Annotated in this window: 29 protein-coding genes; 13 read left to right on the forward strand and 16 right to left on the reverse strand. The window is 69.8% G+C overall.

Annotated elements, in window-relative coordinates; genetic code table 11:
* Positions 1-13: 13 nt before the first annotated feature.
* Genes MCHLDSM_RS10030 through MCHLDSM_RS10045 form a run of 4 tightly spaced genes read left to right on the forward strand, consistent with a single transcriptional unit; the run spans position 14 to position 3,238 of the window.
* Complete coding sequence (locus MCHLDSM_RS10030; RefSeq protein WP_043407985.1) at positions 14-331, forward strand: HypC/HybG/HupF family hydrogenase formation chaperone; 318 nt, start codon at positions 14-16, stop codon at positions 329-331.
* The gene (hypD, locus tag MCHLDSM_RS10035; protein WP_048469923.1) at positions 328-1,428 is read left to right on the forward strand and encodes a hydrogenase formation protein HypD; all 1,101 of its coding nucleotides are present in this window, start codon (positions 328-330) and stop codon (positions 1,426-1,428) included. Before MCHLDSM_RS10030 ends, hypD begins: the two co-directional genes overlap by 4 nt.
* Complete coding sequence (hypE, locus tag MCHLDSM_RS10040; protein ID WP_048469924.1) at positions 1,421-2,500, forward strand: hydrogenase expression/formation protein HypE; 1,080 nt, start codon at positions 1,421-1,423, stop codon at positions 2,498-2,500. Before hypD ends, hypE begins: the two co-directional genes overlap by 8 nt.
* Positions 2,501-3,238, forward strand: a complete 738-nt coding sequence (locus MCHLDSM_RS10045; RefSeq protein ID WP_048469925.1) for a DUF6390 family protein — start codon at positions 2,501-2,503, stop codon at positions 3,236-3,238. It abuts the gene before it with no gap.
* A 3-nt stretch (positions 3,239-3,241) separates the two neighbouring features.
* Here MCHLDSM_RS10045 and MCHLDSM_RS10050 read toward each other — a convergent pair whose 3' ends face one another.
* Both MCHLDSM_RS10050 and MCHLDSM_RS10055 read right to left on the reverse strand, forming a co-directional pair.
* A complete protein-coding gene (locus MCHLDSM_RS10050) occupies positions 3,242-3,436 on the reverse strand; it encodes a DUF3046 domain-containing protein (RefSeq protein ID WP_048417586.1) in 195 nt (64 codons plus the stop codon).
* A 9-nt stretch (positions 3,437-3,445) separates the two neighbouring features.
* The gene (locus tag MCHLDSM_RS10055) at positions 3,446-4,618 is read right to left on the reverse strand and encodes a glycosyltransferase (protein ID WP_048470268.1); all 1,173 of its coding nucleotides are present in this window, start codon (positions 4,616-4,618) and stop codon (positions 3,446-3,448) included.
* A 43-nt stretch (positions 4,619-4,661) separates the two neighbouring features.
* Here MCHLDSM_RS10055 and MCHLDSM_RS10060 point away from each other — a divergent pair, with 43 nt between their 5' ends.
* Complete coding sequence (locus MCHLDSM_RS10060) at positions 4,662-5,108, forward strand: limonene-1,2-epoxide hydrolase family protein (protein ID WP_048469926.1); 447 nt, start codon at positions 4,662-4,664, stop codon at positions 5,106-5,108.
* Here MCHLDSM_RS10060 and pspM read toward each other — a convergent pair.
* From pspM to pgsA, 5 genes are all read right to left on the reverse strand, one after another.
* A complete protein-coding gene (pspM, locus tag MCHLDSM_RS10065; protein WP_048469927.1) occupies positions 5,105-5,920 on the reverse strand; it encodes a phage shock envelope stress response protein PspM in 816 nt (271 codons plus the stop codon). The genes MCHLDSM_RS10060 and pspM overlap by 4 nt on opposite strands.
* Before the next feature lie 22 nt (positions 5,921-5,942).
* Positions 5,943-6,761, reverse strand: coding sequence for a phage shock protein PspA (pspA, locus tag MCHLDSM_RS10070; protein WP_048469928.1), 819 nt, complete (start codon positions 6,759-6,761; stop codon positions 5,943-5,945).
* 111 nt (positions 6,762-6,872) lie between these two features.
* Complete coding sequence (gene clgR, locus MCHLDSM_RS10075; protein ID WP_048417590.1) at positions 6,873-7,193, reverse strand: transcriptional regulator ClgR; 321 nt, start codon at positions 7,191-7,193, stop codon at positions 6,873-6,875.
* Between the two features lie 122 nt (positions 7,194-7,315).
* On the reverse strand, positions 7,316-7,804 hold the full coding sequence (locus MCHLDSM_RS10080) for a CinA family protein (RefSeq protein ID WP_048469929.1): 489 nt from the start codon (positions 7,802-7,804) through the stop codon (positions 7,316-7,318).
* Positions 7,782-8,378: a CDP-diacylglycerol--glycerol-3-phosphate 3-phosphatidyltransferase gene (gene pgsA / locus MCHLDSM_RS10085; RefSeq protein ID WP_048417600.1), complete on the reverse strand. Its 597-nt coding sequence runs from the start codon at positions 8,376-8,378 to the stop codon at positions 7,782-7,784. Before pgsA ends, MCHLDSM_RS10080 begins: the two co-directional genes overlap by 23 nt.
* 42 nt (positions 8,379-8,420) lie before the next feature.
* On the opposite strand from pgsA, the gene MCHLDSM_RS10090 reads away from it, so the two are divergent.
* Positions 8,421-8,942, forward strand: coding sequence for an amino-acid N-acetyltransferase (locus MCHLDSM_RS10090; RefSeq protein ID WP_048469930.1), 522 nt, complete (start codon positions 8,421-8,423; stop codon positions 8,940-8,942).
* Between the two features lie 10 nt (positions 8,943-8,952).
* On the opposite strand, the gene MCHLDSM_RS10095 is transcribed toward MCHLDSM_RS10090, so the two are convergent.
* A partial coding sequence (locus MCHLDSM_RS10095; protein ID WP_234713943.1) for an FtsK/SpoIIIE family DNA translocase occupies positions 8,953-11,381 on the reverse strand: 2,429 nt, incomplete at its 5' end.
* A gap of 188 nt (positions 11,382-11,569) precedes the next feature.
* Between MCHLDSM_RS10095 and MCHLDSM_RS10100 the strand changes: the two genes are divergently transcribed.
* The 4 genes from MCHLDSM_RS10100 to MCHLDSM_RS10115 all read left to right on the forward strand — a co-directional run bounded on the left by MCHLDSM_RS10100 (position 11,570) and on the right by MCHLDSM_RS10115 (position 14,105).
* Complete coding sequence (locus MCHLDSM_RS10100) at positions 11,570-12,022, forward strand: DUF2834 domain-containing protein (RefSeq protein ID WP_048469932.1); 453 nt, start codon at positions 11,570-11,572, stop codon at positions 12,020-12,022.
* A 78-nt stretch (positions 12,023-12,100) separates the two neighbouring features.
* Positions 12,101-12,415: a putative quinol monooxygenase gene (locus MCHLDSM_RS10105; protein WP_048469933.1), complete on the forward strand. Its 315-nt coding sequence runs from the start codon at positions 12,101-12,103 to the stop codon at positions 12,413-12,415.
* A 2-nt stretch (positions 12,416-12,417) separates the two neighbouring features.
* The gene (locus MCHLDSM_RS10110; protein ID WP_048469934.1) at positions 12,418-13,236 is read left to right on the forward strand and encodes a mycofactocin-coupled SDR family oxidoreductase; all 819 of its coding nucleotides are present in this window, start codon (positions 12,418-12,420) and stop codon (positions 13,234-13,236) included.
* Positions 13,233-14,105, forward strand: coding sequence for an SAM-dependent methyltransferase (locus MCHLDSM_RS10115; protein ID WP_048469935.1), 873 nt, complete (start codon positions 13,233-13,235; stop codon positions 14,103-14,105). The genes MCHLDSM_RS10110 and MCHLDSM_RS10115 overlap by 4 nt, the downstream gene beginning before the upstream one ends.
* 177 nt (positions 14,106-14,282) lie before the next feature.
* Here MCHLDSM_RS10115 and MCHLDSM_RS10120 read toward each other — a convergent pair whose 3' ends face one another.
* The 3 genes from MCHLDSM_RS10120 to thyX are packed head-to-tail and all read right to left on the reverse strand — an operon-like array spanning position 14,283 to position 17,651.
* Complete coding sequence (locus MCHLDSM_RS10120; RefSeq protein WP_048469936.1) at positions 14,283-15,959, reverse strand: ribonuclease J; 1,677 nt, start codon at positions 15,957-15,959, stop codon at positions 14,283-14,285.
* An 11-nt stretch (positions 15,960-15,970) separates the two neighbouring features.
* Positions 15,971-16,879: a 4-hydroxy-tetrahydrodipicolinate synthase gene (dapA, locus tag MCHLDSM_RS10125; protein ID WP_174545649.1), complete on the reverse strand. Its 909-nt coding sequence runs from the start codon at positions 16,877-16,879 to the stop codon at positions 15,971-15,973.
* Between the two features lie 19 nt (positions 16,880-16,898).
* Complete coding sequence (thyX, locus tag MCHLDSM_RS10130) at positions 16,899-17,651, reverse strand: FAD-dependent thymidylate synthase (protein WP_048469937.1); 753 nt, start codon at positions 17,649-17,651, stop codon at positions 16,899-16,901.
* A gap of 130 nt (positions 17,652-17,781) precedes the next feature.
* On the opposite strand from thyX, the gene MCHLDSM_RS10135 reads away from it, so the two are divergent.
* Positions 17,782-18,846 (forward strand): DUF1214 domain-containing protein, encoded by a 1,065-nt coding sequence (locus tag MCHLDSM_RS10135; protein WP_048469938.1) that lies wholly within the window; start codon positions 17,782-17,784, stop codon positions 18,844-18,846.
* Here MCHLDSM_RS10135 and MCHLDSM_RS10140 read toward each other — a convergent pair.
* Positions 18,836-19,600, reverse strand: coding sequence for a FadR/GntR family transcriptional regulator (locus MCHLDSM_RS10140; protein ID WP_048469939.1), 765 nt, complete (start codon positions 19,598-19,600; stop codon positions 18,836-18,838). The two genes, MCHLDSM_RS10135 and MCHLDSM_RS10140, sit on opposite strands and share 11 nt — an antisense overlap.
* Before the next feature lie 95 nt (positions 19,601-19,695).
* On the opposite strand from MCHLDSM_RS10140, the gene MCHLDSM_RS10145 reads away from it, so the two are divergent.
* Positions 19,696-20,619 carry a proline iminopeptidase-family hydrolase gene (locus MCHLDSM_RS10145; protein ID WP_244889760.1) on the forward strand — a complete coding sequence of 308 codons (924 nt, stop codon included), beginning with the start codon at positions 19,696-19,698 and terminating at the stop codon, positions 20,617-20,619.
* 22 nt (positions 20,620-20,641) lie between these two features.
* Positions 20,642-22,051, forward strand: a complete 1,410-nt coding sequence (locus tag MCHLDSM_RS10150; protein ID WP_048469940.1) for an APC family permease — start codon at positions 20,642-20,644, stop codon at positions 22,049-22,051.
* Here the strand turns inward: MCHLDSM_RS10150 and MCHLDSM_RS10155 are convergent, their stop codons facing one another.
* The 4 genes from MCHLDSM_RS10155 to MCHLDSM_RS10170 form a co-directional block, all read right to left on the reverse strand.
* Positions 22,052-23,134, reverse strand: coding sequence for a GGDEF domain-containing protein (locus tag MCHLDSM_RS10155; protein WP_048469941.1), 1,083 nt, complete (start codon positions 23,132-23,134; stop codon positions 22,052-22,054).
* 96 nt (positions 23,135-23,230) lie between these two features.
* The gene (locus MCHLDSM_RS10160) at positions 23,231-24,439 is read right to left on the reverse strand and encodes a winged helix-turn-helix domain-containing protein (protein ID WP_048469942.1); all 1,209 of its coding nucleotides are present in this window, start codon (positions 24,437-24,439) and stop codon (positions 23,231-23,233) included.
* Positions 24,436-24,921, reverse strand: coding sequence for a dihydrofolate reductase (locus MCHLDSM_RS10165; RefSeq protein WP_082168809.1), 486 nt, complete (start codon positions 24,919-24,921; stop codon positions 24,436-24,438). The genes MCHLDSM_RS10160 and MCHLDSM_RS10165 overlap by 4 nt, the downstream gene beginning before the upstream one ends.
* Positions 24,918-25,718: a thymidylate synthase gene (locus tag MCHLDSM_RS10170; protein ID WP_048469943.1), complete on the reverse strand. Its 801-nt coding sequence runs from the start codon at positions 25,716-25,718 to the stop codon at positions 24,918-24,920. The genes MCHLDSM_RS10165 and MCHLDSM_RS10170 overlap by 4 nt, the downstream gene beginning before the upstream one ends.
* Between the last annotated feature and the right edge of the window lie 29 nt (positions 25,719-25,747).

Raw genomic sequence — 25,747 nt, forward strand, 5'->3', positions numbered from 1 at the left:
AGGGAGGACGCGGATGTGTCTCGCGGTACCGGGGAAGATCATCAGCATCGAGGAGCGTGACGGCACACTGATGTCGGTTGTCGACTTCGGCGGTGTCGAGAAAGACGTGTGTCTGCAGTACATTCCGGACGCCGACGTGGGCCAGTACGTCGTCGTCCACGTCGGGTTCGCCATCCAGCGGCTCGACGAGGAATCCGCGGTGCGCACGCTGGCCGAGTTCGAGCACCTCGGTGTGCTCGAGGAGGAGTTCGCCGACGGCTTCGAGCTGGCCGCGCGGCAGGCCGGCATGGCCAACCCCAACACCAACGGAAGCTCCGAGGTGCCGTCATGAAATACCTGGACGAATTCAGCAATCCGGAGCTGGCGCTGCGGCTCATCGACCAGATCAAGGCAGTCGCGACCCGTCGCTGGTCGATCATGGAAGTCTGTGGCGGCCAGACGCATTCCATCATCCGCCACGGTATCGATCAGTTGCTGCCCGATACCATCGAGATGATCCACGGACCGGGATGCCCGGTTTGTGTCACACCGCTCGAGGTCATCGACAAAGCGCTCGAGATCGCTTCCCGCCCCGAGGTGATCTTCTGTTCGTTCGGCGACATGCTGCGCGTGCCGGGCAGCGAAAAGGATCTGTTCCGCGTCAAGAGCGAAGGCGGCGACGTCCGCGTCGTGTACTCCCCGTTGGACGCGCTGACGATCGCGCGGGCCAACCCGGACAGGCAGGTGGTGTTCTTCGGAATCGGCTTCGAGACCACGGCCCCCGCCAACGCGATGACCGTCTATCAGGCGAAGCGGCTCGGTATCGAGAACTTCTCGCTGCTGGTCTCCCACGTGCTGGTGCCTCCGGCGATCTCCGCGATCATGGAGTCCCCGACGTGCCGCGTCCAGGCGTTCCTGGCGGCCGGTCACGTGTGCGCGGTGATGGGTACCGATGAATACCCGCCGCTGTGTGACAAGTACGGAATCCCCATCGTGGTCACCGGATTCGAACCGCTGGACATCCTCGAGGGAATCCGGCGCACTGTCGTGCAGCTCGAGTCGGGCCGCCACGAGCTGGAGAACGCCTATCCGCGCGCGGTCCAGGACGTCGGCAACCCGGCTGCCAAGGCGATGCTGCTCGACGTGTTCGACGTGACCGACCGGGCATGGCGCGGGATAGGCGTGATCCCCAGCAGCGGTTGGCGGTTGTCCCACGCCTATCGCGAATACGACGCCGAGCAGCGGTTCGCCGTCGGCGACATCCACACCGAGGAGTCCACGGTGTGCCGGTCGGGCGAGGTGTTGCAGGGCCTCATCAAGCCGCACGAGTGCTCGGCGTTCGGAACGTTGTGCACCCCGCGCAATCCGCTCGGCGCCACCATGGTCTCGTCGGAGGGCGCGTGCGCGGCGTACTACCTGTACCGGCGTCTCGAGGTGACCCATGCCTGAGCAGGCCTCCGAAACCCGCGCGGCCATCGACATGGAGTCGTGGGTCTGCCCGGCACCGCTACGGGACGCCCCGAACATCGTGATGGGCCATGGCGGGGGCGGGGCGATGTCCGCGGAGCTGATCGAGCATCTGTTCCTACCCGCGTTCGGGCCGGCGGCCGATGCGGGAATGGGTGATTCGGCGATCGTCGACATCGGCGGTGCGCGCCTCGCGTTCTCGACCGACTCGTTCGTCGTGAAGCCGATGGTGTTCCCGGGCGGCACGATCGGTGATCTGGCGGTCAACGGAACGGTGAACGATCTGGCGATGGCGGGCGCCGCTCCCGCAGTGTTGTCGACCGCGTTCATCCTCGAAGAGGGCACGCCGCTGGACGAGTTGGCCCGGGTCGCCCAAGCGGTCGGCACCGCCGCCATGGCGGCCGGGGTCAAACTCGTCACCGGCGACACCAAGGTCGTCGACTCGGGGCACGGCGACGGCGTCTACATCAACACTGCGGGCATCGGGCTCGTCGACCAGCGCACCGACATCCGACCGCAGCGCGCGGCATCAGGAGACGCGGTGATCGTCAGCGGTGACATCGGTGTGCACGGGGTGGCCGTGCTGAGCTGCCGGGAAGGCCTCCAGTTCGGCACCGCAGTGGCCAGTGACACCGCTCCCCTGCACGGCTTGGTGGCGGCGATGATCGAGACCGGCGCCGACCTGCATGCGCTGCGTGACCCGACGCGCGGCGGGATGGCGGCGACGCTCAACGAAATCGCCAAGGCGGCGAAGATCGGCGTATCGATTGACGAACGAGCACTGCCGATTCCGTCTGAGGTGCGGGACGCGTGCAGCATGCTCGGCCTGGATCCCCTCTATGTCGCCAATGAGGGCAAGCTGGTCGCGTTCGTCGCCGCCGCGGATGCCGACCGGGTCCTCGCCGCGATGCGGACGCACCCGCTGGGTGCCCGAGCGGCGATCATCGGCACGTGCGTCGCCGACCATCCGGGCATGGTGGTGGCGAGGACGGCGTTGGGCGGCACCCGGGTGGTCGACCTGCCGATCGGCGAACAGTTGCCACGGATCTGCTGAATGGCCGCGCCAACCGGGCAGGTCCGCGCCGGCCATGCGCTGTTCGCGCAGTACGCGTACCCGCCGAACGAACTCGGATACTGCGGGCCCGAAGACACCGCGGCGCTTCTGCGTGCCGGCAACGAGATGACCTCGGTGGCACGCGAATTCGATGGCGCCTGGCCGTACCTGCGGGCGATTGCGGACGCCGCGGGCATCGCCGACCCGCTCGATGTCGAGGTCGTCCACAGCTACTGGATCGGCGGATCTCGACTCGACACGGTGGATGGGCGGACGTTGCTCGACCGGCTCCGCGCGGCGTTCGCCGGTCAGGTCACGGGGCTGCTCGACGACCTGGACTGCCGCGCACACGTGTTGGCGCACCACAGCTTTCACGTCTTCGTGGTGTACCCGTGGGTGCGCTTCCTGGACCGGGACCCGACCACTCCCCTGCACGTCCTGCAGCAGTGCCGGATCCGTTGGGGCAGCGTGGTCTGCCTCGACGACGATCACGTGGTGCTCGAGTCGCGGCCCCTCGTCATCGACGACGGCCGGTTGTCGCTCGGCGACCCTGCCGCCGAGCGGGTGAGGTGGAGCCGGGACGGCAGGTCGTTGACCACAGCACCCGCGGTCGGTGACGTCGTCGCCGCGCACTGGGACTGGGTGTGCGGTCCTCTCACCGACGCCGACCGCACCGCTCTGACGACGGCGACGCAGGCGACTCTCGAGCTCGTGAACACGGCCAGAAGTCGAACGTGACCCTCACCACTGGTCGCGGGGCACGTCGAAGTCCGCGCACAGCGCCCGCCAGACATCGCGCGGTTCGGCGCCGTCCTCGATGGCCTGGGCCGCGGTGCGTCCTCCCATGCTGGTCAGCACGTGGTCGACCAGCATGGAGGTGGCCCGGACCTCACCGAACCGTCCCCGTACCAGCTCGTGGAATTCCGTCAGCCGCACACGCCCAACCTACTTGCCGGTGCGCAGCGCGTCATGGCACACCCGTACCGGATCGGCGACCGCCGCGACGGTCGCGCCGGCCCGCCGCGCGGCGTCCCGGTACCGCGGCGTGCCCAGCACCTCCCGGACGGCGGCGCCCAACGTCTCGCGGGTCAGGGGCCGGACCAGCTGCGCGCTGCCTTGCCGCACAAGGCGATTGGCGATCTCCCACTGGTCGCCGCCGCCGGGCACCACCACCATCGGTACGCCGGCCAGCAGCGCCTTGGACACGATGCCGTGCCCGGCGCCGCAGACCAGCAGGTCCGTGCGGCCGAGCAGTTCGTCCTGACGGCCGAGCCCCACCACCGCCCACGGCGGCACCTCGCCGGTGGGTGCATGCAGCTGCGAGACGGCGACCCGCGCCCCTGCGGGCAGCACGTCCCCGGGCACCAGGGTCTGCAGCGCGAGGTCGGCGAGCGCGACGGCACCGGTACTCGCGGTCGACGGCGCGACCATCACGACCGGTCCCTCACCGTCGGGCAGGGTCAGCACGGACGTCGTCGGCTCGTAGTGCAGGGGGCCGACGACGACGGCTTCGGCGGGCCAGTCCGGGCGCGGCACCTCCATCGCGGGCAGCGTCGCGATCAGCCGGCGCAGCGGTCCGGGATCGTCGGCGGGCAGTCCGATCTCGACGCGGACGGCGGCCCGCTGCCGCAGGCCCTCCCGCCATGACCGGGCGCTGAGCGCCCGCAGGACCGCGTCGCGCGCCCGGCCCCGGATCCCGGTGCCCGGGGCCAGCCCGCTGCCCAGCGGCGGCAGCCCCGCCGACGGCCGGTAGAGCGGATGGGTGTTCAGTTCGATCCACGGCACGCCGAGCAGGTCGGCGGCCAGCCCACCGCAGGTGGTGATCGAATCCGAGACCACCAGATCCGGCTTCAGCGCGGCGATGCGGTCGGTGTTGAGCACCGCCATCCGGCCGGCCCGCTCGTGGATCTTGGCGCCCGCATCGGCGTCGTCATCGCCCGTCATGACCCTCAGCCCGTCGAGTTCGACGGCGTCGATCCCCTGCGCGCGGGCCTCGTCGAGCCACCGCGTGCCCGTCAGCAGTGTCGGACTGTCGCCGGCGGCGGCGAACCTCAGGCACAGCGCCAATGCGGGGAACGCGTGGCCGGGGTCGGGTCCGGCGACTACGGCGACGCGCATGCGCCACACCATGCCACAGCGTCGGTGGTTAAGCTCGGGCGATATGACCGATGAAGCCCCCGAGACGCTGGTGCCGACCACCGACAACGCGTCCCTGGTCGAGAAGTTCCTGTTCGCGTTGGCCGACGAGGACTTCGACACCGTCGAGTCGCTGGCCGCCCCGGAGTTGGTGTGGCAGAACGTCGGCCTGCCCTCGATCCGCGGGCGCGCACGGATCATGGCGCTGCTGCGCCGCGGCGAAGGCAAGGTCGGGTTCGCGGTGAAGTTCCACCGCATCGCCGGCGAGGGGAACACGGTGCTGACCGAGCGCACCGACGCGATCATCATCGGCCCGCTGCGCCTGCAGTTCTGGGTGTGCGGGGCGTTCGAGCTGCGCGACGGCCAGATCACGCTGTGGCGGGACTACTTCGATCTGCTCGACTGCCTGGTGAAGGCGCCGCTGCGGGCCATTGCCGGGATAGCGATCCCGTCGCTGCGCCCGCGGTTCTAGGCCCGCAGCCGGCCCAGCTCGTCGAAGGCCTGCGCCCAGCCGGTGAGCCGGTCGGTCGCCGAGGTCAGCTCGTCGCGGTAGCGCCGCTGCGTCATCGGCGAGCTCGACATCGACCCGGAGTTCGCGGCCGACACCAGTTGCGCTGCCGCGGAGACCATGTCGTTGTACTGCCGCGCCCCGCGGTCGAGTTGTGCGCTGAACGCCGCGATCGTGGGCGCCAGGTGCGGACGCGACTGCGGCGCCGAACCGATGGTGCGCTCCATCGACACCACCTCGGTGGCCGTCGCGGCCATGGTGTTCGCGGTCCGCTCGGCGACGGCCCGCAGGTCGTGCAGGTCGTCGGCGGGCAGCATCCGGCCGCGCTCCATGACGCCCAGCAGCGAGACCAGGCCCCGCTCCGAATCGGCCAGCGCCGCCATCGGCGCGCGGGCGGCCGAACCCCAGGGCGGCAGCCGGCGCGCGGCGCGGCCGCGCGACGGCGGGAGCGGCTCGGCGCGCAGCCACCGGTACCGCAGGAAAGCCAGCGTGGCCAGGAATGCAGCGCCGACAGCGATCGGCGACGGGATGAACAGCGCCCACACCGGGGTGCTCCACGACGCCAGCAGCGCGGTGACACCCACCCAGAACACCGACGACAGGGCGAAGAACACCCCGAGGCGCAGCGCCCAGCGCCGCTTGCGCAGCAGCTTGGCGCGCGGATCGGCCGCGGCGTTGAGCTTGTCGGCCACCATCCCCGACCACTCGGCGGCGGTGTCGATGCCGCGCTGGGCCACTGAACGCCATGCCTCGGGTCTGCCGCTGCGTGTCCTCACGTCATCCTCGTCGAGTCGGGCTCTACTGCGACAGCGGATTTTCCGGTGTCGGGTTGGCCGCCGGGGTGGCCGGCGACTGGGCGGGCGTGGCCTGGGTGGCCCCGCCCGCGGGGAGCTGTTCCCCGCGCATGGAGGCGCGGATCTGCTCGAGACGGGAATGCCCGGCCATCTGGACGCTGGCCTGCTGGACCTCCAACATGCGGCCCTGCACCGAGTTCTGGGCGAGTTCCGCCGAGCCCATCGCGTTGGCGTAGCGGCGTTCGATCTTGTCGCGGACCTCGTCGAGGCTCGGCGTGCTGCCGGGCGCGGCGATCTCACTCATGGACCGCAACGAGGCGCTGACCTGCTCCTGCATCTTGGCCTGCTCGAGCTGCGAGAGCAGTTTGGTGCGCTCGGCGATCTTCTGCTGCAGCACCATCGCGTTCTGCTCGACGGCCTTCTTGGCCTGGCCGGCGGCCTGCAGCGCCTGGTCGTGCAGGCCCTTGAGGTCTTCGACGCTCTGCTCGGCGGTCACCAGCTGGGCCGCGAACGCCTCGGCGGCGTTGTTGTACTCCGTGGCCTTGGCGGCGTCACCGGCGGCCACCGCCTGATCGGCGAGGGTGAGGGCCTGGCGGACGTTGACCTGGAGCTTCTCGATGTCGGCGAGCTGGCGGTTGAGCCGCATCTCGAGCTGGCGCTGGTTGCCGATCACCTGGGCCGCCTGCTGGGTCAGCGCCTGGTGCTGCCGCTGCGCCTCCTCGATGGCCTGCTGGATCTGCACCTTGGGATCGGCGTATTCGTCGACCTTGGAGCTGAACAGCGCCATGAGGTACTTCCACGCCTTGGAGAACGGGTTGGCCATGGATTCATTCCGCCTTCGTCGTCTGTCAAAAGGGTCAGTCGAACAGTGTCACCTGTGGGAACCAACTTATCGGTTCGGCACAGCTCGCCACACCCCTGCCGGGGGATGCGATCAGGCGACGGCCATCGACACGACCTGCGGAATGACGACCTTGGTGCTGACGTCGATGTGGGCGGTGCTCGCGGCGTCGCGTGACTCCTCGACGGCGAGGTCGTCCCCGGCCTCGGACAGCACCCGCGACAGCGGGATGTCGAGCGCGCCGCAGATCGCGCTGAGCAGTTCGCTGGAGGCCTCCTTGCGGCCCCGCTCCACCTCGGAGAGGTAGCCCAGGCTCACCCGCGCCGAATCGGAGACTTCCCGCAGGGTGCGCCCCTGCTCCACCCGCGCGCGCCGCAGCACGTCGCCGATCACCTCGCGCAACAGTGTCGTCATCGCGATCTCCTTAGTCAGATTCGGCAGCCAGGTCTGTCTGTGTCGCCTGCTATCCGACCCAACGCTCGGCGCACGCCGGTTGGTTCCCGAACCGGCGCCGCAAATCCCCGGTCCGGGCAGGCTCACTGATTCTCGACGAGGGCACGCAACCGGCGCAGCGCGGCGTGGGCGGCGGCGAGCCGGATCTGCCAGCGGGTGCCGTCGAGACGCAGCATCACCACCTCGGTGTCCACGGGGCCGGCCAGGCCGACGTACACGGTGCCGACGGGATTCCCGCCGTGCGGTTCGGGCCCGGCGACCCCGGTGAGTGCGATACCCCAGGTCGCCCCGCAGCGCTGCTGGGCGCCGACGGCCAGCGCCCGTGCCGTGGGTTCGGCCACGGGACCGACGTCGGCGAGCAGTTCGGGTGCCACGCCCGCCAGGTCGACCTTGGTGTCGACGGTGTAGGTGACCAGGCCGCCGCGCAGTACCGCACTGGCGCCCGGCACCCCGGCCAGCGTCGCCGCCACCAGGCCCGCGGTCAGCGATTCGGCGGTCGCGACGGTCTGCCTGCGCACGGTCAGGTCGGCCACCAGCGCGCGGGCGTCGTCAGTGACCAGCGGGTCGTCCACGCGAATCCCTCACCGCCGAGACGAAGTAGTCGACGCCGGTCAGGACGGTCAGCACCACCGCGGCCAGCATGATCACCCACGCTCCGGTCAGCCAGGCGCCCGTCAGCGGCAGCACGAACAGGCCGATCGCTACCGCCTGGACCAGTGTCTTGAGTTTGCCTCCGCGGCTGGCCGGGATCACACCGTGGCGCAACACCACCAACCGCAGCACGGTGACGCCGAGTTCGCGGACCAGGATCACCACCGTCACCCACCACGGCAGGTCACCGAGCATGGACAGGCCGATCAACGCCGCGCCGATCAGCGCCTTGTCGGCCAACGGGTCGGCCAGGGTGCCGAATTCGGTCACCATCCCATAGCTGCGGGCCAGCGCCCCGTCCAGCCGGTCGGTGATGACAGCCACCGCGAACACGATGAATGCCGCTGTGCGCCAGTACGTTTCGTGCCCATCACCGACGAACAGCAGGACGAGGAACACCGGCACCAGCACCAGCCGGACGCCGGTGAGCGCATTGGCCAGATTCGCCACCCGAGCGCGCGGAACCACCGGATCGGTATGTGGTTGGCCCGGCACCGCCACAGAATACTGGTTGCCGAAACCGATACCCTTCCCCGTGTGAGCTCCGTTCCGAGCGAGTCCGCGGGTGAACCGGTCGTCCGCCGGGCCAGGACCTCCGATGTGCCGGCCATCAAGGCGCTCGTCGACGTCTACGCCGGCCGGATCCTGCTCGAGAAGAACCTGGTGACCCTGTACGAGTCGGTGCAGGAGTTCTGGGTCGCCGAACTCGACGGTGAGGTCATCGGCTGCGGCGCGCTGCACGTCCTGTGGTCGGACCTCGGCGAGGTGCGCACCGTGGCGGTGCACCCGAAGGTGCGCGGGCGCGGGGTGGGGCACGCCATCGTCGACCAGCTGCTCGCCGTGGCCAAGGAGTTACGGCTGCAGCGCATCTTCGTGCTGACCTTCGAGGTGGAGTTCTTCGGCAGGCACGGCTTCGCCGAGATCGAGGGCACCCCGGTGACGGCCGAGGTGTACGAGGAGATGTGCCGCTCCTACGACACCGGCGTCGCCGAGTTCCTCGACCTCAGCTACGTCAAACCCAACATCCTCGGCAACACCCGAATGCTGTTGACGCTGTAGCGAACCCGCGTCAGAACCCCGGATCGTCGTCCGCGTCGCCGCCGACGGCGTCGCTGCCGCCGCGGATCAGCGCCAGCGTGCCGGCCAGTTCGTCGGGCTTGACCAGCACCTCGCGCGCCTTCGATCCCTCCGAGGGGCCGACGATGCCGCGCGTCTCCATCAGGTCCATCAGCCGGCCCGCCTTGGCGAACCCGACCCGCAGCTTGCGCTGCAGCATCGAGGTGCTTCCGAACTGCGAGGACACCACCAGCTCGACCGCCTGCAGGAACACGTCCATGTCGTCGCCGATGTCGGGGTCGACGTCCTTGCGCTCGCCGGCCTTGACCGCGGTGACGCCCTCGACGAACTCCGGTTCGGCCTGATCCTTGGTGGCCGTGACGACCGCGTGGATCTCCTCGTCGGTAATGAACGCACCCTGCAGCCGGATCGGCTTGTTCGACCCCATCGGCAGGAACAGCCCGTCGCCCATGCCGATCAGCTTCTCGGCGCCCTGCTGGTCGAGGATGACGCGGCTGTCGGTGAGCGACGACGTCGCGAACGCCAGGCGCGACGGCACGTTGGTCTTGATCAGACCGGTGACGACGTCCACCGACGGCCGCTGGGTGGCCAGCACCAGGTGGATGCCGGCGGCGCGGGCCTTCTGCGTGATGCGCACGATCGCGTCCTCGACGTCGCGCGGCGCGGTCATCATCAGGTCGGCGAGCTCGTCGACGATCGCGAGGATGTACGGGTAGGGCTTGTATTCGCGGTTGCTGCCCAGCGGCGCCGTGATCTCCCCGGTGCGGACCTTCTCGTTGAACACGTCGATGTGACGCACCCGGGAGGCCTGCATGTCCTGGTAGCGCTGCTCCATCTCCTCGACCAGCCAGGCCAGCGCCGCCGCCGCCTTCTTGGGTTCGGTGATGATCGGCGTGATCAGGTGCGGGATGCCCTCATACGGCGTCAGTTCCACCATCTTCGGGTCGATCAGGATCATCCTGACCTCCTCCGGGGTGGCGCGGGCGAGCAGCGACACGAGCATCGAGTTCACGAAGCTGGACTTGCCTGAGCCGGTGGACCCGGCGACGAGCAGGTGCGGCATTTTCGCGAGGTTGGCCGAGATCATCTCGCCCTCGATGTCCTTGCCCAGGCCGATCACCAGCGGGTGGTGATCCGACCGGACGACCGGGTCGGTGAGCACATCGGCCAACCGGACCATCTCGCGGTCGGTGTTGGGCACCTCGATGCCGACGGCCGACTTGCCGGGGATCGGTGCGAGCATCCGGACGCTCTCGGTGGCCACGGCGTAGGCGATGTTGCGGTGCAGCGCGGTGATCTTCTCGACCTTGACGCCCGGGCCGAGCTCGACCTCGTAGCGGGTGACGGTCGGCCCCCGGGTACAGCCGGTGACCGCGGCGTCGACCTTGAACTGCTCGAGCACGGAGGTGATGGCGTCGGTCATATGCTGGTTGGCCGCCGTCAGCCGCTTCGGCGGGTCGCCGGCGATGAGCAGGTCGAGCGACGGCAGCGCGTACGGTCCCTCGACGACGCGGTCCAGGCTGAGCCCGGCCTCCTTGCGCGGCTTCTTACGGGTCTTCACCGGCGCCGGCGGCGGCGCGACCTCGTCGTCGACGGGGTAGTTCTCCATCGGGGTGCCCGCAGGTTTGGTCAGCGGCACGGTGGGCTGGGTCGCCGACGGCCACGCGGCGTCCTCGTCCCCGGCGGACAGCTCGTCGTCGTAGTAGCCGTCGGAGAAGTCGTCGGCGGGGTCACCGGCGTCGTCGTACTCGTCGTCGGCCCAGTCCTCGTCGTCGTACTCGCCGCGCCACCGCGTCGAGAACATGTCGCGTAGCGTCGCGGGCAGCTCGCGGATCGTGGTGCCGGTGATCAGCAGCAGCCCGAACAGCACACCGAGGACCAGCAACGGAGCCGCGATCCATGCGGTCAGCCCGTCGGAGAGCGGGCCGCCGATCGCGAATCCGACGAAGCCCGCGCCGTGTTGACGGGCCGCGGGGTCCTGCGGGGCGCCGGACCACAGGTGCAGGAGCCCGAGCGCGGGCAGCGCGATCATCGCGGCGCCGAGGATGAACCGCGGACGGGCCTCGGGATCGGGCTCCGAGCGCATCAGCACGACGCCGACGGCGGCCAGCGCGATCGGCAGCAGCACCACGGCGCCGCCGATGAGGATCCGGACGAACGTGTCGATCCACTGCCCCACCGGACGGGCGGCGTCGAACCACGAGCTGGCGGCCACCACCACGGCCAGGGCGAGCAGCGCCAGCGCGAGGCCGTCGCGGCGGTGCCCGGGTTCCAGGTCGCGGGCCCGGCCGACCGAGCGGGCGGTGCTGCCGGCGCCCTTGGCGAGCATCAGCCAGCCGGCGCGCACACCGCGGCCGACCGCGGTGCCGGCGGCGGACACCGGCGAGGGGCCGCGGCGGGCCGGCTTGCGCCGGGCCGGTGNTCGGGTAGTCGGCGATGCGCTTGTTGTAGGCGTCGCGCAGGTAGTGGATGCCGAGCACCGGGTCGACGCCGCCGCGGTCTTACTCGCCATGGGGTCAAGCCTAGTCGCACTAGCCTCAGATGCACCATCTGCCACACAGGTCACAGATTGATCTCAACGCACGAGACCACCGCCCTAAGGTGCGGACATGAACAGCACCGAGGACGTCGCCGTCCCACCGTTACCGGTGACAAGCCGAGTCCTGTGCGGTTGCTACGCGGTGATCGCGCTGGTCGCACTCATCGCCACCTGGAGCCAGAACGTCGCCTATCTGGGCCGTCCGGCGAATTTCCTGACCGATTTCGTCGCCGACGTGTCGGCGACACCGGGAGGCCGGTCATTCTCCGCCGACCTGGTCTTTCTCTTCCTGTCCGCGTCGATCTTCATGGTCTCGGAAGCACGTCGGCGCGGGATCCGGTTCGTCTGGGCGTACGTGGTGCTGGGCCTGCTGATCGCCATCAGCGTCACGTTCCCACTGTTCCTGATCGCCCGCGAGGTGCGCATCGACCGGACGGGGTCGCCGCTGCGCGCGGTCGACGTCGCGGGTCTGGTGGCGGTCGCCGCGGCGAGCGTGGCCCTGACGGTGTGGATACTGGCCTGACCCTCTCGTCGCCGCCGGCGGCGCGTAATAGGGTGGACACCTGTCCAGCTCACCGCCGAGACCGAGGAGCACGTCTACATGCCCGTCACCGTCGTCGCCACCATGACCGCCAAGCCCGAGTCTGTCGACACCGTCCGCGAGGCGTGTAAGCAGGCGATCGAGGCCGTGCACTCGGAGCCCGGTTGCGACCTCTACTCCCTGCACGAGGCCGACGGCACGTTCGTCTTCGTCGAGCAGTGGGCCGACGCCGATGCGCTGAAGACCCACAGCACCGCCCCGGCGGTGGCCACGCTGTTCGGCACGATCGGCGAGCACCTCGCCGGGGCACCCGACATCAAGATGCTGAGCCCCGTGGTCGCGGGAGATCCGGCCAAAGGTGCGCTGCGGCCGTAGCGATGGGTGAACTCACCGGCAAGGTCGCCTTCATCACCGGCGCGGCGCGCGGGCAGGGACGGGCGCACGCGGTCAAGCTCGCCTCGGAGGGCGCGGACATCATCGCGCTCGACCTGTGTGCGCAGATCGAGTCGGTGCCCTATCCCCTGGCGACCCCCGACGACCTCGCGGAGACCGTGAAGCTCGTCGAGGAGACGGGCGCGCGGATCCTGGCGTACCAGGCCGACGTCCGCGACCGCGACGCGGTGAAGGCCGCCGTACGCGACGGCACCGAGAAGCTCGGCGACCGCCTCGAAATCGTGATCGCCAACGCGGGGATCGCCCCGATGGCGGCCGCCGAGGCCTGGCAGGACGTCATCGACGTGAACCTCACCGGCGTCTATCACACGATCGACGTGGCGATGAAGCCCATGATCAAGTTCGGCAACGGCGGGGCGATCGTGCTGACCAGCTCCGTGGCGGGACTCGTCGGTATCGGCGCCCCGATGGCCGGTTCGGTCGGCTACGCCGCGGCCAAACACGGCATCGTCGGGCTGATGCGCGCCTATGCGAATTTCCTTGCCACATACAGCATCCGGGTCAATTCGGTGCATCCGGCCGGCGTCAACACACCGATGATCGACAACGACTTCACCCGATCCTGGCTCGACGGTCTGGCCCAGGCGAGCACGGGCGGCCCCGACATGGGCAATGCGCTCCCGGTGCAGGCTCTCGAGCCCGAAGACATCGCCAACGCGGTGTTCTGGCTGGTGTCCGATGCCGCGCGCTACGTCACCGGTGTCGCGCTGCCCGTCGACGCGGGCTACGTCAACAAACGATGACGCGCCGCAGCGCGGCCGCGCAGACCGCCGTCGGTCCCATGGTGGTGGCGGCGGTCGAGCACCACGAGCCACCGGAGCGCCGGCTGGTCGACGACGACCTGGCCGCGTCGTTCCTGCCGGCGCACCTGCGCGCGCTGGCCGCGCTGGCCCGGACCGAGGCGGTTCGCCGTGCCCTGATGGCCGGATCGGAGCGCCAGGGGCCCGGCCTGTGGCCGAGCATCGCCTGCCGCAAACGGCTGATCGACGAGCGGCTGTCGGACCCGTTGAACGAGACCGACGCCGTCGTGGTGCTCGGCGCCGGCCTGGACAGCCGCGGATGCCGTATCGCCCGGCACAGCGATCTGCCGGTCTTCGAGGTGGATCTGCCGGTCAACGTGGCGCGCAAGGCCGACGTCCTGCGGCGCGCACTCGGCGGCACCCCGGCGTCGGTGCACCTGGTGCCGGCAGATTTCGAACGCGACGACCTGATGGGGGCGCTGCGCTCGGCGGGATACGACGACACGGCGCGCACGTTCTTCATCGCCGAAGGACTCCTGCAGTACCTGACGCCCGACGCGGTGACCGCGACACTGTCCCAGCTCGGCGGCGCCGCGACCGGCAGCCGGCTGGTGTTCACCTACATCCGGCAGGACTTCCTCGACGGCACCGACACCTACGGCGCCGACGCGGTGTACCGGCGGTTCCGCGGGCGCCGCCCGGTATGGCTGTCGGGTCTGGTCCCCGAGCGGCTGGGTGAATGGCTGGCCGAGCTGGGCTGGCGCCTGGACGAACAGGCCGGACCCAGCTATTTCCGCGACCTCTACATCCGGCCCACGGGGCGTGCCCTGACGGCGTCGCCCATCGAGTGGACGGCGCTCGCCCACCGCTGACACCTGGTGTCGCCCACCGTGCAGGTCCAAAAGTATTGACGGACAGGAACATTAATGGCGGAGATTTCTTCCCCGAGCCACTGTCGGCGCAGCCCACAGTGTGCATTAATGAGGACGGGCGACGCGCCGGCCAAGGCTCGCGAGGGGTAGCCATGACCGGGCGGGCGCGCCGATCGGCTAGATCTCGATGACGGTCGGCACGATCATCGGCTGACGGCGGTAGGTCTCCCCCACCCATTTGCCGACCGTGCGCCGGACCGCCTGGGCGATGCGGCCGGGGTCGGTGATGTTCTGCGAGGCCAGGCTGTCCAGCTCCGCCTCGACGCGGCGGGCGACCGGTTCGAGCGCCTTGGGGTCTTCGGAGAAGCCGCGTGACTGCAGGTGCGGCGGAGCGGCGGGTCGTCCGGTGCCACGGCGCAGCACCACGGTCACCGATACGAAGCCCGACGTCAGGATGAGTCGCTCACCGAGCGTGGCGTCCCCGACATCCCCGGTGACCAGTCCGTCGACGAACATCTTGCCGACCGGCACCGCCCCGGCGACGCCGACCCGGCCCGCCGTCAGGTCGACGCTGACCCCGTTCTCGGCGATGACGATGTTCTCCTCGGGCACACCGGTGCTCGCCGCCAGCGCTGCGTTGGCCCGCAGCATCCGCCAGGTGCCGTGCACCGGCATGACGTTGCGCGGCCGCACCCCGTTGTAGAGGAACAGCAGCTCTCCCGCGTACGCGTGTCCGGAAACATGCACGCGCGCTTGACGATTGGTGACCACCCGGGCACCGATCTTGGCCAGCGCGTCGATCACGCCGTAGACCGCCTCCTCGTTGCCGGGGATCAGCGACGAGGACAGGATGATCAGGTCCCCGGCGGTCAGCGTGATGCTGCGGTGCTCGCCGCGCGACATGCGCGACAGTGCGGCCATCGGTTCGCCCTGGGTGCCGGTGGTGATGAGCACCACGCGGTCGGCCGGCATCATCTCCGCGGCGCCGATGTCGAGGATGTCGTCGTCGGCGACGGTGAGGTACCCGAGTTCGCGCGCGATGCCCATGTTGCGCACCATCGAGCGGCCGACGAACGACACCTTCCGGCCCAGGGCCACCGCGGCGTCGATGATCTGCTGGACGCGGTCGACGTTGGAGGCGAAGCAGGCCACGATGACCCGGCCCTGCGCACCGCGGATCAGGCGGTGCAGCGCGGGGCCGATCTCGCTCTCCGAGGGGCCCACCCCGGGGATCTCGGCGTTGGTGGAGTCGCAGAGGAACAGGTCCACTCCGCTGTCACCGAGCCGCGACATCCCCGGCAGGTCGGTGGGCCGGCCGTCGAGCGGCAACTGATCGAGCTTGATGTCGCCCGTGTGCAGCACGGTGCCGGCGCCGGTGTGGATGCCGATGGCCAGGCAGCCGGGCACCGAGTGGTTCACCGCGAAGTACTCGCACTCGAACACGCCGTGCCGGGAGCTCTGCCCCTCGGCGACCTCGACGAGTGTCGGGGAGAGGCGGTGCTCGCGGCACTTCTCCTTGATCAGGGCGAGCGTGAACTTCGAGCCGACCACCGGGATGTCGGCGCGCAGCTTGAGCAGGAACGGGATCGCCCCGATGTGGTCTTCGTGGCCGTGGGTGACGACGAGGGCCTCCACGTCGTCGAGGCGACCCTCGAGGTGGCGCAGATCCGGGAGGATGAGATCGACACCCGGCTCGTCATGGGTGGGGAACAACACCCCGCAGTCGACGATCAGCAGCCGACCGAGATGCTCGAAAACGGTCATGTTGCGGCCGATTTCGTTGATGCCGCCCAGCGCGGTCACCCGCAGTGCGCCCGCGGCCAGCGGCCCCGGGGCGACGAGTTCTGTTTCCACGGACGGTCCCGTTACCGCAGGACCGCGGCGGCACGCAGGTCGGCGGCCAACGCCTCGAGTTGGTCATCGGTGGCGGGCACCTGCGGCAGGCGCGGATCGCCCACCTCGAAGCCCTGCAGCCGCAATGCCGACTTCGACAGCGTGACGCCGCCCAGCCGGTTCTGCGCCTCCGAGAGCGGTCCGAGGGTCACGTTGATCTTGCGGGCGGTCGCGACGTCGCCGGAGGCGAACGCGGACAACATGTCTCGCAGTTGGCCGGCAGCGACGTGACCCCACACGCTGATGAATCCGACCGCACCCATCGCCAGCCAGGGCAGGTTGAGCGCGTCGTCGCCGGAGTAGTAGGCCAGCCCGGTCTCGGCGATGATCTGACCGCCGCCGGGCAGGTCGCCCTTGGCGTCCTTGATCGCGACGATGTTCGGGTGCTCGGCGAGGGTGCGGATGGTGTCCCATTCGATCGGAACCACCGACCGGGGCGGGATGTCGTAGAGGATCACCGGCAGATCCGTGGCATCGGCGACCGCGGTGAAGTGCGCCAGCAGCCCGGCCTGCGGCGGCCGGGAATAGTACGGCGTGACCACGAGCAGGCCGTGCGCGCCCTCGGCGGCCGCTGCCTTGGCGAGATGGATGCTGTGGGCGGTGTCGTAGGTGCCGGCGCCGGCGACGATGCGCGCGCGGTCCCCCACCGCGTCGAGCACCGCCCGCAACAGCGCGATCTTCTCGTCGTCGGTGGTGGTGGGCGATTCACCGGTGGTGCCGGACAGCACCAGGCCGTCGCAACCGGCGTCCACCAGGTGGGTGGCCAGGCGCGCAGCGGTGTCGAGGTCGAGCGAGCCGTCGGGCTTGAACGGAGTGACCATGGCCGTCAACAGGGTGCCCAAGCGGGCGGTGACGTCGAGGGCACTGGTGCTCACGGGCACCAAGATTACCCTCCTCGCCTCACGCCTCCGTGGCCAGCGGGCTGGTCGCGACCTCGCTGCCGTCGGACAGCACGGTGATCTCGAAGTCGGAGAACACCTGCGGCGCCACCGCGACGAGTTGCCGCAGACACTCGATGGCCAGCCGTCGGATCTCGACGTCGGCGTGTTCGCTGGCCCGCATCGCGATGAAGTGCCGCCACGCCCGGTAGTTCCCGGTGACGACGATGCGGGTCTCGGTGGCGTTGGGCAGCACCGCCCGGGCGGCCTGCCGGGCCTGCTTGCGTCGCAGCGTCGCGTTGGGCGCGTCGGCGAACTTCTCCTCCAGGCGGGTGAGCAACTCGGTGTAGGCGGCGCGGCTCGCGTCGGCCGCCTCCGTGAAGATCCGCGTCAGCTCGGGGTCGTCCTCGATCCCGGGCGGGGCGACCACGTCCGTGTCGTGTTCGGGGACGAAACGCTGCGACAGCTGGGAGTACGAGAAGTGGCGGTGCCGGATGAGCTCGTGGGTGCAGGACCGGGAGATGCCGGTGACGTAGAACGACACCGACGCGTGCTCGAGCACCGAGAAGTGGCCGACGTCGATGATGTGGCGCAGGTACGCGGCGTTGGTCGCGGTCCGCGGGTTGGGCTTCGACCAGCTCTGGTAGCAGGCGCGGCCGGCGAACTCCACCAGGGCGGGGCCGCCGTCGGCGTCGGTGCTCCACGGCACGTCCTGCGGCGCGGTGAACTCCGTCTTGGCGATCAGCTGCACCCGCAGCGGCGCGATCTCGGCCACCGGCGAAGCCTAGCGCGCAGCGAGTGGGCAATGGCCGATGGTCATCTGAGGTGGGGTCACCGGGCCGTAGGCCGTCGCCGCCGGCCCGGCCGATACTGGCACGCGGGGGTCCGGCGATGAGGAGACAGTCATGTCGTCGATGCCGCGCGACCCGGTGCGCCTGCTGGCCCGCGCGCTGGACCACGCGAGCGACGTGGTCGCCCGCGAGACCGAGGGCCTCGGCGACCGGGAAGTCGAACGGGGCCTGTTCTTCCTGACCTCCGCCTACGACCTCGCGACCGAGATGTGGCTGCAGAAGGGCGACCCTGCCGCGCCCGAGCTGACCAACTGGGAATACCCGTGGCGCAAGTACGGCGGCGACAACCCGACCACCAGCTACCTGAGCGCACCCGTGTCGCCCGGTCGCCGGTACCGGCTGCGCGGCGCAGTCGGTGACGCGGTGTACGCCGGCGTGCAGGTCTACACCCGCGGGCCCGGCTTCAACGCGCCGTCGGCCAACATCTCCGACCCCCTGGGCGCCGACGGCGAGATCGATCTGCTGATCGGCGGGGAGCAGCCCGCCGACGACAGCCCCTGGCTGCCGCTGACGACCGGCGACTATCTGATCATGGTCCGGCTCTACCACCGCAGGCCGCCGGCCACGGTCCCGCAGCTGTCGTTCACCCGCGTGGACGAGGCCGCGCAGCCGGAGTTGTCCTGGGCGCAGCGCGCTCTCGCCGCCGAGGCCTTCTTCCGTGACGCCGTGCAGTCGGCCCTGAGCGTCACCGAGGTGCTGCGGGCCGCCGGGGTCAACGCCTACCCGCCGCCCGATGCGACCGTGCACCAGCCGCGCTACACCGGCGCGCTGTTCCCCACCGTCGACAACGTCTACGACGGATTCTTCGTCAGCCTGGGACCCGGCCAGGCGTTGCGCCTGCAGGGGCGCGCGCCGTCGGCCCGGTTCTTTTCGTTCGTGTTCTACGACCGGTGGTTCAACACACCCGACTTCCGCTCGCACCGCTGCTTTCTCACCGACTCCGACATCGCCCTCGAGGGCGGGAGCTACGAGGTGGTGCTCGGCCCCGACGACCCCGGGCACGTCAACTGGATCGACACCGCCGGGCTGACCGAGGGGATCTTCGCGATCCGGTGCCTGCTGCCGCGCGAGCGGCACCTGCCGACCGCCACCGTCGTCGGGCGCGGCGTCAGTCGGTGAGCACCCCGGCCCGGCGCAGGGCCGCGGAGATGAGCTCGAAGTCGATCGCGACGTGGGCCCGGGCGATCTGGTCGGCGTCGTCGGGCCGTCGGTGTTCGATCGCGTCCACCAGCAGCTCGTGGTCGCGCAGCGCGCGCAACTCCATCGCGCGCATCGTCGAGGGCTCCCCCCAGGGATGCACCGGGGCGCCGACACTGACCGACGCCTCCAGATCGACGAGCACCTGCTTGAGCACCGCGTTGTGGGCGGCGTCCATGATCGCCACGTGCAGGCGGCTGTCGGCCTGCTGAGCGGACTCCCCCGACGCGGCGCAGCGGTAGTCCTCCAGGCAGCCCCGCAGTGTCGCCACGTCGGCCTCGGTGCGGGCCTCGGCCGCCGCGCGGCACACCGCCCCGTGCAGCCGGCAGATCGCGTCGCAGCGGTCGCGCAGCTCTTCGAGGCGGATGCTCAAGGTGCGCCCGAGGGCGCCGACGACCGAGTCGGGCCATTGCTCACGCACGTAGGACCCGCCGCCGCGGCCCCGCCGGGTCTCCAGCACTCCGCGTTCCACCAGGCGCGCGAGCGCGGCACGCACCGTCATCCGGCCCACGCCCAGCGCCTCGGCGAGGTCGCGTTCGACGGGCAGCCGCGCACCGGGCAGGTACTCGCCGACCGCGATCGCCGTGATCAGCCGATCGGTGATCTCGTCGACGCGCGTCGGGGAGTCCAGCTGCCGGGACAGCACTCCCGGCTTCGCCGGCGATCCACTGGCCATGAGCGCTATCCAATCCTTCCGGTGTCAACGTCAGGTTAATTCGGCTCGATGGTGCCTAAATGGTATTGCCATGAGACCTTTCCGGGGTGAAGCTGGTGAGCGTGCCTGTCGAGACGCTGTCCGTGCCGTTCCGTGACTACTCCACCTGGGTCAAGATCACCTCTCCCGAGCGCCCCGCGCCCGCCGCGCTGCCGCTGATCGTGCTGCACGGCGGACCGGGCATGGCCCACAACTACGTCGCCAACATCGCCGGCCTGGCCGACGAGACCGGACGTACGGTGATCCATTACGACCAGGTCGGCTGCGGGCAGAGCACGCACCTGCCGGACGCGCCCGCGGACTTCTGGACCCCGGCGCTGTTCGTCGAGGAGTTCCACACCGTTCGGGGCGCGCTCGGCATAGGGGATTACCACCTGCTCGGGCAGTCGTGGGGCGGGATGCTCGGCGCCGAGATCGCGGTGGGCCGCCCGGACGGACTCCGATCGCTGGCCATCTGCAACTCGCCGGCGTCGATGGAGCTGTGGGTGGCCGGAGCCGCCGAGTTGCGGGCCCAACTCCCGCCTCAGACGCGCGACGCCATGGATCGCCACGAAGCGGCCGGCACCGTCACCGACCCCGAGTATCTGGCGGCGACCCTCGAGTTCTACCGGCGCCACGTCTGCCGGATGGATCCATTCCCGCAGGACTTCCTCGACTCCGAGGCGCAGATGGAAGCCGAACCCACCGTCTACCACACGATGAACGGGCCCAACGAGTTCCACGTCGTCGGCACACTGCGGGACTGGACGATCATCGACCGGTTGGGCGCCGTCGAGGTCCCGACCCTGGTGGTCGCTGGTGAGTTCGACGAAGCCACGCCCGCCACCTGGCAGCCGTATGTGGAGCGCATCCCCGGGGCGCGCAGCCACGTCTTCGCCGACACCAGCCACTGCACGCATCTCGAGAAGCCCGAGGAGTTCCGCGCCGTCATCGGGACATTCCTCTCCGCACACGATCCGGCCGACGCCGCCCGGAACTGACCCGCCGTCACGAGGACAGACCATGACCGACCCAGACCGCTCCGCCAGCGCCACGCACACGCTCGAATCCTTCGGTTACAAACAGGAACTGCACCGCTCGGTGTCGACGTTCGACCTGCTGGTCTACGGGCTGGTGTTCATGGTGCCGATCGCGCCGTGGGCGATCTTCGGCACCGTCTACAACAGCTCGGCCGGCATGGTGCCGCTCGTCTACGTGATCGGCCTGATCGCGATGATCTTCACCGCGCTCGCCTACTCCCAGATGGCCAAGTCGTTCCCGCTGGCGGGGTCGGTCTTCGCCTACGTCGGTCGCGGGATCCATCCGGGTGCAGGGTTTTTCGCCGGGTGGGCGATGCTGCTGGACTACCTGCTGGTGCCGACGCTGCTGTACGTGTTCGCCGCCGAATCGATGATCGGCCTGTTCCCGGACACCCCGCGGTGGATGTGGGCGGTGCTGTTCGTGCTCGTCAACACCGCGATCAACCTTCTCGGCGTCGACTCGCTGAAGATGGCCAACCGGGTGTTCCTGGCGATCGAGCTGGTGTTCGTGGTGGTGTTCGTCGTCATCGCGGTCCGTGCGATCAGTGGGGCGAGCCTGCCCGACGTCGGCTGGAGCACCAGCCCGATCTGGAATCCCGAGACCGTCAGCGCGCCCCTGGTGGCCGCCGCCCTGTCGATCGCGGTGCTCAGCTTCCTGGGCTTCGACGGCATCTCCACGCTCGCCGAGGAGTCGACCGGCACCCGCAACCCGGCCGGCAAGGCCATGGTGGGCGCGCTGTTCATCGTCGCGTTCCTGTTCATCGTGCAGACCTGGCTGGCGAGCCTGCTGGCCGGCGGACGTGAGTCGTTCCCCGACGACGAGGTCGGCAACGCGTTCTTCGAGCTGGTGCGCGCCGCGTCGTCGACGGGCTGGATGAACGCGTTCTTCGTCGTCAACGTCCTGGCCGTCGGGTTCGCCAACGCGATGGCCGCCCAGGCGGCGACCAGCCGACTGCTGTTCTCGATGAGCCGCGACCGCCAGCTGCCCCATTTCCTGTCGAAGATCAGCTCCCGGCAGGTCCCGATCGCGGCCATCCTGACGGTCAGCGCGCTGTCGATCGTGCTGGTGCTGTTCTTCGTCGGGCAGATCGGCCTGATCTCGTCGCTGGTGAACTTCGGCGCACTGTTCGCGTTCTGCCTGCTGCACATCTCGGTGGCGTGGTACTACCTCGGGCGCAAGAAGTCCAAGAACTACCTGCTGCACCTGGTGGTGCCGGCGCTGGGCTTCGTGATCATCGCCTACGTGCTGATCAACGCCGACTCGCTGGCCAAGATCGGCGGCATCGTGTGGCTGGCGATCGGCACGATCGTCTACATCGTCAACCGGGTACGCGGCGTCAGCGCAGGGCCGTCACCGGATCACGCGGCAACGGTGCCCGCCGAGACGCGCTGATCACCCTCGGGGCCGGCGAGGCGACTCCAGCAGTCGCTGCTCGACCCGGTCGCCGCCGGCCCGTTTGGCCTGATACATCGCGGCATCGGCGATGCCGATGAGCTGGTCGAGGAACTCCGGGCGGGCGGCGGCCTCCTCCCCGATCTCCGCCGTGCACGTGCCCAGACTGGCGGTGATCCCGAACGGCAGCCCGGCGACACCCTGGCGGATGGCGTGCGTGGTCTCGGTGTGCTCCGCCGCCGCACCGGCGTCCGCGACCACGAACTCCTCGCCTCCGAGACGGCCGAGAACCGCTGTCGGACCGCAGGTTCGGCGCAGCAGTTCACCGACCGCGGCGAGTGCCTGGTCTCCTACCGCGTGACCGCGCGAATCGTTGAGACCCTTGAAGTCGTCGAGGTCGATCATCGTGACGTTCACGCCCGTGCCGATCTGCTGCGCGGCGATCATGTCGTTCGCGGCCTGAGAGAACGAGCGGCGGTTGAGAAGACCGGTGAGAGGGTCGCGATCGGATTCGGCCAGATCCGCGTGCAGTGAGTGCACCAGTGAGTAGATGCCGAACGGCACTCCGATGTTGAGCGCCGCCACTGTGACCACGGCGGCGACGGTCACCGCGACGTCACCGGTGTCGGCGACCAGGCGGCCCGCCGTGATCGCCGCGCACGTGGCCGCGACGCCGAAGTTCCCCAGCACGTCGACGAGGGTGTGGAAGTACGCGAGATATCCGCCCAGCACGGCGAACACCACGCAGCCCATCAGGCCGGCATAGGCATAGGACATCGACAACACGCCCGCGGCGATGCAGCCACAGCAGACCACGTTGTAGACCAGGGACTGGACACGCGTCGGCCACCCGAGCAACCACACCGTCGACACCGCGACCGCGCAGACGCCGGAGGCGACCGCGACCGCCCGCGTCACCGGCGTGGCCGGGCCGACCGGGCTGGCGAGCAGCACCACCGGCAGCGCCCCCAGCACCCAGGTGAACGCGAATATGGCGTAGCGCCAGGTCTTTTCCAGGCCGCGTTCACGCAGGTAGGAGCTGAACGAGTCGAATCGGCCAGCTTGTCGCCACCACCCGGACATGCAGGGTCCCGTCGTGTTCTTCCCCGGTCGCTGTTGTTCACGCAGCCAGGTGAATTGTGCCCGCCCGCACTCCTGCCGACACCGCGGGGTGCCGCATCAACCGAGCGCGGCCCGCACGCTCGAGGCGAGATCGCCGCGCTCGCCGACCACGACGTCGCCCAACCCGAGCCAGCCGGCCATCGACGTCAGTTCCGCGGCAAGCGATTCGGCGATTCGGCGCGGGTCCTCGTCGGGTTCGCTGAACGCGCCCACCACCTGCAGGGCGCCGGCGGTCCGGTCGGCCTTGAGGTCCACGCGACCGACCAGCCGGCCGTCCATCAGGAACGGCCACACGTAGTAGCCGTACTGCCGCTTCGGCGCCGGCGTGTAGATCTCGATGCGGTAGTGGAAGCCGAAGAGCCTCTCGACCCGGGGCCGGAAGAAGACCAACGGGTCGAACGGGCACAGCAGCGCGGCGCCCCGGTCGCGGCGCGGCACGATCTGGCCGGCGCGCAGATAGGCCGGCGCGGTCCACCCGTCCACCTGCACCGGTTCGAGCTCGCCGGAAGCCATGAGGTCGGCGATCGCCGGTTTGACCTGCCGGGCGCCGAGCCGGAAGTAGTCGCGCAGATCGGCCTCGGTGGCCACGCCGAGCGCCGTGGCGGCCCGCAGCGTGAGTTCCCGGACGGCCTGCGCCTCGTCCACGTGGCGCGCCACCACCTCGGCGGGCAGCACGCGTTCGGTGAGGTCGTAGTGCCGCGCGAACCCGATGCGGGTCGCGGTGGTCAGCACCCCGGACGACCACAGCGCCTCGGCCACCCACTTGGTGTCGCTGCGGTCCCACCACGGTCCTTTGCGCCCGCGCGGTTCGGATTCCAGATGGGCCTCGATCTGCCCCGCGGTCGCCGGGCCGAGTTCGGCGACCGCGGCGACGATGTCCTCGGCGAGCTTGGCGTTGCGCTTGACGATCTCGGTCCCCCACCGGCCGTGCGAGTACTCGCGCATCCGCCACCGCATCAACGGCCAGTCGTCGACGGCCATCAGCGCCGCCTCGTGCGCCCAGTACTCGACGAGCAACCGGGGCGAGCGCGCCGAGTGGCTCCAGGCCGCCCGGTCGAGAAGGTCGCGGTCGTAGGGGCCGAGCCGACTGAACACCGGCGCATAGTGGGCGCGCACCGACACCGACACCGAATCGAGCTGCAGCACCTGGATCCGGGCGATCAGTCTCTTCAGGTGCGCGCGGGTGACCGGTCCCGCCGGCTTGGCGTCCGCGAAACCCTGGGCCGCCACGGCCACCCGCCGCGCCTGCGCAGCGGTGAGCCTCATGCCCGCCGGTAGCTGTAGAACCGGTAGCGCAGCCCCGAAGAGCTGTCCTGCCAATCCCCTTCGGTCCCGATCCAGTCCCCGTCGAGGACCGGCGCCAGCGCATCGTCGTCCTCCCGGCGCAGGTCGATGTCGATCTCGGTGACCTCGCACCGTGTCGCCAGCGGCAACGTCAGCCCGTAGATCTCCGACCCGCCGATCACCCAGGCGCCGTCGAGCGTCACGTCCTCGAGGCGCGTCACGGTCCGTGCTCCCTCAGCCATGTAGTCAGCATGACGGGTGAGTACGACATTCTCCCGGCCCGGCAGCGGCCGGAACTTCGCCGGCAGCGACTCCCAGGTCCGGCGCCCCATGATCACGGTGTGTCCCATGGTGAGGTCCTTGAACCGCGCCATGTCCTCGGGCAGCCGCCAGGGAATGCCGTTGCCGCGGCCGATGACGCCGGAGGAGGACTGCGCCCAGATCAGATTCAGGCCGTGGCTCACACCGCCACCGGGGCTTTGATCGCCGGGTGCGGGTCGTAGTTCTTGACGATGACATCCTCGTAGGTGTAGTCGAAGATCGAATCACGCTGCGCCAGCACGAGTTCCGGATAGGGCCGGGCTTCGCGGGACAGTTGCTCGGTGACCTGCTCGACGTGGTTGTCGTAGATGTGGCAGTCCCCGCCGGTCCAGATGAACTCCCCCACGTCCAGTCCGGCCTGGGCGGCCATCATGTGCGTCAGCAGCGCATAGCTGGCGATATTGAACGGCACGCCGAGGAACAGGTCGGCGCTGCGCTGGTAGAGCTGGCAACTCAGCCGGCCCTCGGCGACGTAGAACTGGAAGAACGCGTGACACGGCGGCAGCGCCATCTGCGGGATCTCGCCGACGTTCCAGGCCGAGACGATGTTGCGACGGCTGTCCGGGTCGCTGCGCAGCAGGTCGAGCGCGGCGCTGATCTGGTCGATGTGCTCGCCGGACGGTGTCGGCCACGACCGCCACTGCACGCCGTAGACGGGGCCGAGATCACCTGTCGGGGAAGCCCATTCGTCCCAGATCGTGACGCCGTGCTGCTGCAGCCAGCCGACGTTGGAGTCGCCGCGCAGGAACCACAGCAGCTCGTAGACGATCGACTTGGTGTGCACCTTCTTGGTGGTGATCAACGGGAAGCCGGCGTTCAGGTCGTAGCGCATCTGGTGGCCGAACAGGCTGCGGGTGCCGGTGCCGGTGCGGTCGGATTTGGCGGTTCCGTGCTCGAGCACCAGGCGCAGAAGGTCCTCGTACGGGGTGGGGATCGGCACGCGCTCAGCTTACGTGCAACGGCTCGGAG

Origin of the sequence: Mycolicibacterium chlorophenolicum (assembly GCF_001044235.1) — a bacterium.
Classification (GTDB): domain Bacteria; phylum Actinomycetota; class Actinomycetes; order Mycobacteriales; family Mycobacteriaceae; genus Mycobacterium; species Mycobacterium chlorophenolicum.